Origin of the sequence: Thalassotalea sp. G20_0 (assembly GCF_017744175.1) — a bacterium.
In the GTDB taxonomy this organism is placed as follows: Bacteria; Pseudomonadota; Gammaproteobacteria; order Pseudomonadales; family Endozoicomonadaceae; genus Endozoicomonas.
The window spans coordinates 1-922 of the sequence record NZ_JAGHQV010000284.1 but is presented as its reverse complement, the minus strand read 5'-3'; the positions used below and the strand labels follow the sequence as shown (position 1 = coordinate 922).

The 922-nt window shown below is 49.0% G+C and carries 1 pseudogene; it reads left to right on the top strand.

Annotated features, from left to right (window positions below):
* Positions 1 to 922, top strand: a pseudogene (locus tag J7438_RS26070) (ISNCY family transposase); the annotation flags it as partial.

Here is a 922-nt window from a genome sequence, read left to right as displayed (position 1 = left end):
AGATCAACCAGATTGTGGTCAATGCCGGTCACCAGCTGGTAAAAAAAAAGAAGAGCGGATATGCGCCCGCGCTGACTCGTTTGTCGTAAAAACCAATGCCCACTTTCCAACGGATATTAACCTGCTCCGGGATGCCGTTCGCAAGATGATCGAGTGGGCAGCTTGCCTGTCGTCAGAGCAGCAGGAAAGCCTGTGGCGACAGAGCAACTACTTGCAGGATCAGCACAAAAAGCGTTTTCACAAAGCCCGTAACCTGAAACGGTCAACGTCGTCCAATGAGTCGCTTCGTGAAGCACGACAGCATGATATCGAAACCGTCCATGCTGAGTATGTAGCCTACAGCCAGAAGCTTATCCGCAAGGCTGAAATAACCTTGAATCTCTTGAAGGCACGGATATCCGGAGACCTACGACTGAAAGAGCTGGAGCGATGGATAAAAGATGCAGACTACCAGTGTCAACTTATTATCCGTCGTGTACTGAACCATGAAACCATTGTGCACAGTGAGAAGGTTTTTTCGTTATTTGAACGTCATACGGAATGGATCAGTAAAGGAAAAGCAGGCGTTCCTGTAGAACTCGGCCTCAGAGTGTGCGTACTGCAAGATCAGTTTGGTTTCACCCTTCACCATTTGGTCATGGAAAAACAGACTGATGACCAGGTGACTGTAGCCATTGCTAAAGGCGCAAAACAGCGGTTTCCTGAAGTATCGCAGGTCAGTTATGACCGTGGATTCTGGTCAAAAGAGAACCTTGAAAAGCTGGAAACATTTCTTGACCGAGCCGTCTTACCCAAAAAGGGGCGATGGTCTGAACAAGATCGGAAGCGTGAACGACACCCTGAGTTTGTCAGGGCAATGAAGAAGCATTCCGCGGTAGAGTCCGACATTAATGCACTTGAGCAGCACGGGCTGGACCGATGC